A 6,876-nucleotide genomic window follows, 5' to 3' on the forward strand; every position below is an offset into this window, starting at 1 on the left:
GTGGCCTGGATGGAGCGCCTGGCCGAAGGCGCGACGCCGGCCGAGCTCGGCGACGGCGCGCTCGACTTCTGCCGTCGCCTGGTGCGGCGCGGGCTGCTGGTCCGCGGCTGAGGGGGGCGCGGGCGCCCGCCCCCTTCCGACCGCTACTTGAGGAAGTCGGGCTCGAGCAGCCGTGGCAGCAGCAGCGCCATGTCGGGCCACATGATCAGCAGCGCCAGCACGCTCAGCATGGGCAGCAGCATGATGCAGACGTCCTTGAGCGCCTGGGTCATGCGTATTCCGCCCACCGCGCAGGAGATCAGCAGGCAGAGCCCGTAGGGCGGGGTGACCAGGCCGAAGGCGAGGCTGATGATGCCGATCATCGCGAAGTGGATCGGATGCAGCCCGGCCTCCATCGCGACCGGCTGGAGGATGGTGCCCACGATGATGATGGCCGGGATCGCGTCCAGGAAGCAGCCCACCACCAGGAAGACGCCGGCGATGAAGAAGCCGGTGAGGATCGGTCCCATCTCCCACGTGCCCACGCCGGCCAGCAGCGCGTCGGGGACCTTGTAGAAGGCCAGCAGCCAGCCGAAGGCTGAGGCGGTGCCGACGCAGAACAGCGTGATGGCCGCGAAGCGCCCGGTCTCGCTGAACGCCTTCCAGAGGCCGCGGCCGCTCATCTCCCGGTAGACGATCACCGAGAGGAAGATGGCGTAGAGCACGGCGATGCAGGCCGCCTCGGTCGGCGTGAACCAGCCGAAGATCTTGCCGCCGATGATGATGAAGGGCGTCAGCAATGCCGGCCCCGCCACCAGCAGCGCGGCGCCCAGCTCGGTCCAGGTCGACTTGGGGTAGGTCGGATAGCCGCGCAGCGAGGCATAGGCGTGCACCGTGCCCATCTGCACCAGCCCGATCAGCAGCCCGGGCACCACGCCGGCGAGGAACAGGCCGCCGATCGACACCGTCAGCACGCCGCCCCAGACGATCATCATGATGGACGGCGGGATGATGGCCGCCAGCACGGCCGAGACGGCGGTGATCGCGACCGAGAAGGAGCGGTCGTAGCCCTCGCGCACCTGCGCCTCGATGAACAGCTTGCCCTGGCTGGCGGCGTCGGCGGTCGAGCTGCCGGAGATGCCGGCGAAGAAGATCGAGAGCACGACGTTGACCTGCGCGAGCCCGCCGGGCAGGTGCCCGACGAGGCTGCGCGAGAGGCGGATCAGCCGCTCCGTGATGCCGCCGATGGTCATCAGGTTCGCCGCGAGCAGGAAGAAGGGCACGGCGAGCAGGATGAAGCTGTTGTAGGCGTTGAAGGTCTCCTGCACGAGCACCATCGGCCAGAGCCGCGGCTCGATCAGCAGGGGCGGCAGGCAGGCGAGCCCGAGCGCGACGGCGACCGGAACGCGCAGCGCCAGCATGCCGAAGAAGCCGCCGAACAGGATCCAGGCCGCGGTGCCGGTGTCGAGGACGTTGCCGCCCATCACAGCGGCTCCTCGCCATGGCGCAGGACGTGGATGTCGTCCCAGATCCGCTCGCCCTGGAACAGCAGCCAGGTGACGCCGCAGATCGGCCAGGCGACGTGGATGGTCCAGAGCGGCAGCTCCGCCAGCTCGCTGATCCGGAACCAGGCGAAGTCGGTGAACTCCCAGCCCCACCAGACGAACACGCCGGCCATGGCCAGCACGAAGACGGAGACGAGGAGATCCGCCGCGGCGCGCCGGCGCCCCCGCATCTCGGGGAAGAGGTCCACGGTGAAGTGCGTCCCTTCCCGCACGCCGATCATGGCGCCGATCATGATCATCCAGACCAGCAGGAAGCGTGCGAGCTCCTCGGTCCAGATGTAGCGCGGGATGATGTCGGTGAAGCGGGCGAAGATCTGCATCGTGACGGGCACGATGATGACTGCGACGGTCAGCACCAGGAGCAGGTCGAGGACCCGGCTGTAGAGGAAGGTGATGCGGCGCAGGATGGCGCGCGCGCCGGTCTCCGGCATGCGGGCGGGGCCTCTTCGGATGTCGGGATGGAAGGCCCGGGGCGGCTGCCGCCCCGGGCCCGACCGGTCAGGAGGTCAGCGACGCGATGCGGTTGTGGATGCCTTCTGCGTCGATCTCGCGCGCATAGGCGGCCATCACCGGCTGCACCGCCGCATTCATCTGCGCGCGCTCCGTGAAGGGGATGCGGCGCAGGCGGCCGGCGGATTCGAGCGCGGCGAGCTTCTGCTCGTCCTCCGTGCTCTCGGTCTGGCGGCCGAAGACGCCTGCCTCGCGGCCGGCGCGGCGGATCGCCTCCTGCAGCTCGCGCGGCAGGCGCTGCAGCGATGCGACCGAGAAGCAGAGCGGGCGGATGGTGATGGCGTGCTGCGTCATGATCAGGTTCGGCCCGACCTCGAAGAAGCGCATCTGCTCGACGCCCGCGGCCTCGTTCTCGCCGGCCTCGATCACGTTGTTCTGGATGGCGTTGTAGACCTCGTTGTAGGCGATGACCTGCGGCGCCATGCCGATGGCCTGGAAGGTGCGCGACCAGATCGGTGCGCCCTGCACGCGCACGCGCAGGCCCCGCAGCTCCGCCATGTTCCGCGCCGGGCGGCTCGAGAAGATGTTGCGCACGCCGCCGCCGGCGTAGCCGAGCAGCAGGACGCGGGCGCGCCGCTCCACCTCGTCGGCGACCGGCTTGAACAGGTCCTGGTCGAGCACCTGGTTCCAATGCGCGAGGTCGCGGAACAGGAAGGGCGCGTCGATGTAGGGCGCGGCGCGGCTAAAGGTGGACATGTGCGCCGGGCTGACGATGGCGAAGTCCACCGCGCGGCCGGCCGACATGTACTCGAAGAACTGCTTCTCGAGCCCGAGCGAGCTGTTGTTGTGCATGACGAAATTCACCGGCCGGCCGTAGTACTGGCGCACCAGCTCCTGGAACCGCGTCATGGTGCGGTTGAACACGTGCTCGTCGTTGAACTGGCTCGCGCCGTTCAGCGTGATGGGCGCCTGCGCGCGCACCACCGAGGGTGCGGCGAGAAGGCCGGCGGCGGCGCCGGCCACACCGAGGAAAGCGCGACGTTGCATGGACTGTCTCCCTATGGCCGCCGGCTGTGTCCCGGCTTGCGGCGGGAAGGCTAGACCGATCCCGCCGCGGTTGGAAACCACTCAGTTACCTTGCCGCGCCGTCACTCGATCCGCAGGTTGTTGGCGCGGATCACGCGGCTGTAGCTTGCTGTCTGCTCGGCCAGGCGCGTGCGGAATGCGGCGGCGCCATCGGCCACGACCTCGCCGCCCAGCTCTCCGATGCGGGTGCGGATCGCCGGCTCTGCCAGGATCGCCGCGATCTCGCGCTCGAGCCGCGCGATCAGTGCGGGCGGCGTCTGGCCCTGGACCAGGATGCCCTGCCAGGTGCCGCTGTCGGCCTCCGGCCAGCTGAGCTCGCGGAAGGTCGGCAGGTTGGGAAGGTTCGCGAAGCGACGCGGGCCGGTGACGGCGATGCCGCGCATCTGGCCGTTCACGACATAGGGCATGGATTGCGTCGCGCCCTGCAGCGTCATGTTCGCCTCGTTCGACACCAGCGCGAGCAGCGCCGGCGCGCCGCCGCGATAGGGCACCGAGGTGATCTCCGACCCCCAGGCGTTGGCGAGCGACAGGCCGACGATATGCGTCAGCGTGCCGATGCCCGAATGCGCGAAGTTGAGTCGGCCGGGATTGCGCTTCACCCACTCCACCAGCCCGGCCGCGTCCTGCACGGGCAGCTGGTTGTTCACCGCCATGATGTAGGGCGCGTAGATCACCATCTGCACCGGCGCCAGGTCGCGCTCGGTGTCGAAGGGCATGCGCGAATAGAGGAAGGGGTTGGTCGCCAGCGCCGAGACGTCGAGCAGCAGCAGGCTCGTCCCGTCCGGTCGGCTCTTCGCCACCGCATCCGCGCCGATGTTGCCGCCGGCGCCGGGGCGGTTCTCCACCACCACGTTCTGGCCGATGCGCTGTTGCAGCGCGGGGGCGAGCAGCCGCGCGAGGATGTCGCTGGTGCCGCCCGGCGCGAAGGGCACGACGATGCGCATCGTCCCCGTGATGTCCTGGGCGTGGAGCGCGGGCGCGGCGAGCAGGACGGCACTCCCCGCCGCGGCCTGGAGCAGCCGGCGTCTTTGCATGGCGTTCGTCCTTCCTCCCGCGCGGCGTCGCGCGCGGCGCCATGCTGGCGCGATGCGTGGGGGGAGGGCAAGGCGGGGCAAGCGCGATCGCGCATGCTGCGCTGCGGCATCACACGCTCACAACCGCGAATCTCCGGCCGATTGCGGGCGAACTCGGAACGGCCCCGAACGCTTCACGCTCGTCCGGGCGGCGCCCACGGCTCGTCCGACCCGGCGGGGAGGACGAGATGACCGAGCCGAGGGCGCTCTCGCTGCACGTCCCGACGCCGCCCGCCCGCCCGGGCGGCAGGCCCGACTTCAGCCATGTCGGCATCCCGCGTGCCGGCGAGGCGCGGAGGCCGCCGGTGGATGTGGGCGCGCACGAGATCCACGACCTCGCCTACTCGGTCATCCGCGTGCTGAACCGGGACGGCGAGGCGGTGGGTCCCTGGGCGCCGGAGCTGGACGGGGAGGCGCTGAAGCAGGGGCTGCGCGCGATGATGCGCACCCGCGCCTTCGACGCGCGGATGATGCTGGCGCAGCGCGCCGGCAAGACGTCCTTCTATATGCAGTGCCTGGGTGAGGAGGCGATCGCCTGCGCCTTCCAGACGGCGCTCCGGCCCGGCGACATGAATTTTCCCACGTATCGCCAGCCGGGGCTGCTGATCGCGCAGGACCACCCGCTGGTCGAGATGATGGACGAGATCTTCTCCAACGCGCGCGACCCGCTGCGCGGGCGGCAGATGCCGGTGCTGTACTCGGTGAAGAAGGCGGGGTTCTTCTCCGTCTCCGGCAATCTGGGCACGCAGTATGTCCAGGCGGTGGGCTGGGCGATGGCCTCGGCGATCAGCGGCGACACCAAGGTCGCAGCGGGCTGGATCGGCGAGGGCTCGACGGCCGAGAGCGACTTCCACGCGGCGCTCGTCTTCGCCTCCGTCTTCCGCCCGCCGGTGGTGCTGAACGTCGTGAACAACCAGTACGCCATCTCCTCCTTCCAGGGCGTCGCGGGCGGCGAGAACGCGACCTTCGCGGCGCGGGCGCATGGCTACGGCATCCCGTCGCTCCGGGTGGACGGCAACGACTACCTCGCGGTGCACGCCGCGGCCTGCTGGGCAGTGGAACGCGCGCGGCGCAACCTCGGGTCGACGCTGATCGAGTTCGTCACCTATCGCGCGGGACCGCATTCCTCCTCCGACGACCCTTCGCGCTACCGGCCGAAGCAGGAAAGCGAGGCCTGGCCGCTTGGCGATCCGATCGAGCGGCTGAAGAGGCACCTGGTCGTGCTCGGCGCCTGGTCGGAGGAACGCCATGCCCAGGCGCAGGCGGAGATCGAGGAGGAGGTGCTGGCGGCGCAGCGCGAGGCGGAGCGCCACGGCACGCTGCAGAACGGCCCGCACGCCCCGGCGGCCTCGATGTTCGAGGACGTGTTCCAGGAGATGCCCTGGCACCTGCGCGAGCAGCGCGCGCAGATGGAGGAGAATCGCTGATGCCCCGCATGACGATGGTCGAGGCGATCCGCAGCGCGCTCGACGGCGCGATGGAGCGTGACGCGCGCGTCGTCGTCTTCGGCGAGGATGTCGGCTATTTCGGCGGCGTTTTCCGCGTCACCGACGGGCTGCAGAAGAAGTACGGCGCCTCGCGCTGCTTCGATACGCCCATCAGCGAGACGGGGATCGTCGGCGTCGCCATCGGCATGGCCGCCTATGGCCTGCGGCCGGTCGCGGAGATCCAGTTCGCCGACTACATGTATCCCGGCTACGACCAGCTGGTCTCCGAAGCGGCACGCCTCCGCTACCGCTCGGCCGGCGACTTCACCGCGCCGATGGTGGTGCGCATGCCCTGCGGCGGCGGGATCTTCGGCGGCCAGACGCACAGCCAGAGTCCGGAGGCGCTGTTCACCCATGTCTGCGGGCTGAAGACGGTCATCCCGTCCAACCCGCATGACGCGAAGGGGCTGCTGCTGGCGGCGATCGAGGACGAGGACCCGGTGATCTTCCTCGAGCCCAAGCGCATCTACAACGGGCCCTTCAACGGCCATCACGATCGGCCGTCCGTGCCCTGGGCGCAGCATCCGCGGAGCGAGACGCCGGAGGGGCACTACACCGTGCCGCTCGGCCATGCCGCGGTGGCGCGGGCGGGAGAGGCGGTGACGGTGCTGGCCTACGGCACCATGGTGCATGTCGCGGAGGCGGCGGCGGAGGAGACCGGCGTGGATGCCGAGATCCTCGACCTCCGCACGCTGGTGCCGCTCGACATCGCGGCGATCGAGGCCTCCGTGCGCAAGACCGGGCGCTGCGTCGTGCTGCACGAGGCGACGCGCACCTCGGGCTTCGGCGCGGAGCTGGCGGCGCAGGTGCAGGAGCGGCTGTTCTATCACCTGGAGGCGCCGGTGCTGCGCGTGACGGGGTGGGACACGCCCTATCCGCACGCGCATGAATGGGACTACTTCCCCGGCCCCGCGCGCGTCGGCCGCGCGCTGCGCGACGTGATGGAGGCCGCCTGAGATGGGCGCGACCTTCGTCGTCAAGGTGCCGGACATCGGCGAGGGCGTGGTGGAAGCCGAGCTGGTCGGCTGGCACGTCAAGGTCGGCGAGCTGGTGCAGGAGGACCAGGTCGTCGCGGAGGTGATGACCGACAAGGCGACGGTGGAGATCCCCGCGCCGCTCGCCGGCACCGTCGTCGCGCTGGGCGGCGAGGTCGGCGCGAAGCTCGTGGTCGGCGGCGAGCTGCTGCGGCTGGAGCCGCCGGGCCGCGCCAGGCCCGCCAACGACGCCGCGCCCGCG

At 70.4% G+C, this 6,876-nt stretch carries 7 protein-coding genes; 3 read left to right on the forward strand and 4 right to left on the reverse strand.

Annotation, left to right across the window (positions count from 1 at the left end):
• Positions 1-143: 143 nt before the first annotated feature.
• The 4 genes from L2I40_RS15945 to L2I40_RS15960 form a co-directional block, all read right to left on the reverse strand.
• Positions 144-1,463: a TRAP transporter large permease gene (locus L2I40_RS15945; RefSeq protein ID WP_237216186.1), complete on the reverse strand. Its 1,320-nt coding sequence runs from the start codon at positions 1,461-1,463 to the stop codon at positions 144-146.
• The gene (locus tag L2I40_RS15950) at positions 1,463-1,975 is read right to left on the reverse strand and encodes a TRAP transporter small permease (protein ID WP_237216187.1); all 513 of its coding nucleotides are present in this window, start codon (positions 1,973-1,975) and stop codon (positions 1,463-1,465) included. The genes L2I40_RS15945 and L2I40_RS15950 overlap by 1 nt, the downstream gene beginning before the upstream one ends.
• A 67-nt stretch (positions 1,976-2,042) precedes the next feature.
• Positions 2,043-3,041 (reverse strand): TRAP transporter substrate-binding protein, encoded by a 999-nt coding sequence (locus L2I40_RS15955; protein WP_237216188.1) that lies wholly within the window; start codon positions 3,039-3,041, stop codon positions 2,043-2,045.
• 101 nt (positions 3,042-3,142) lie between these two features.
• Positions 3,143-4,114 carry a Bug family tripartite tricarboxylate transporter substrate binding protein gene (locus L2I40_RS15960; RefSeq protein ID WP_237216189.1) on the reverse strand — a complete coding sequence of 324 codons (972 nt, stop codon included), beginning with the start codon at positions 4,112-4,114 and terminating at the stop codon, positions 3,143-3,145.
• 227 nt (positions 4,115-4,341) lie between these two features.
• On the opposite strand from L2I40_RS15960, the gene L2I40_RS15965 reads away from it, so the two are divergent.
• The 3 genes from L2I40_RS15965 to L2I40_RS15975 form a co-directional block, all read left to right on the forward strand.
• Positions 4,342-5,580 carry a thiamine pyrophosphate-dependent enzyme gene (locus L2I40_RS15965; RefSeq protein ID WP_237216190.1) on the forward strand — a complete coding sequence of 413 codons (1,239 nt, stop codon included), beginning with the start codon at positions 4,342-4,344 and terminating at the stop codon, positions 5,578-5,580.
• Positions 5,580-6,596 carry an alpha-ketoacid dehydrogenase subunit beta gene (locus L2I40_RS15970; RefSeq protein ID WP_237216191.1) on the forward strand — a complete coding sequence of 339 codons (1,017 nt, stop codon included), beginning with the start codon at positions 5,580-5,582 and terminating at the stop codon, positions 6,594-6,596. The genes L2I40_RS15965 and L2I40_RS15970 overlap by 1 nt, the downstream gene beginning before the upstream one ends.
• 1 nt (position 6,597) lies before the next feature.
• The coding region (locus L2I40_RS15975; protein WP_308116428.1) for a biotin/lipoyl-containing protein at positions 6,598-6,876 on the forward strand (279 nt) is incomplete at its 3' end.

The sequence above is a fragment of the Falsiroseomonas oryziterrae genome, from assembly GCF_021864505.1.
GTDB classification, from domain to species: Bacteria; Pseudomonadota; Alphaproteobacteria; order Acetobacterales; family Acetobacteraceae; genus Falsiroseomonas; species Falsiroseomonas oryziterrae.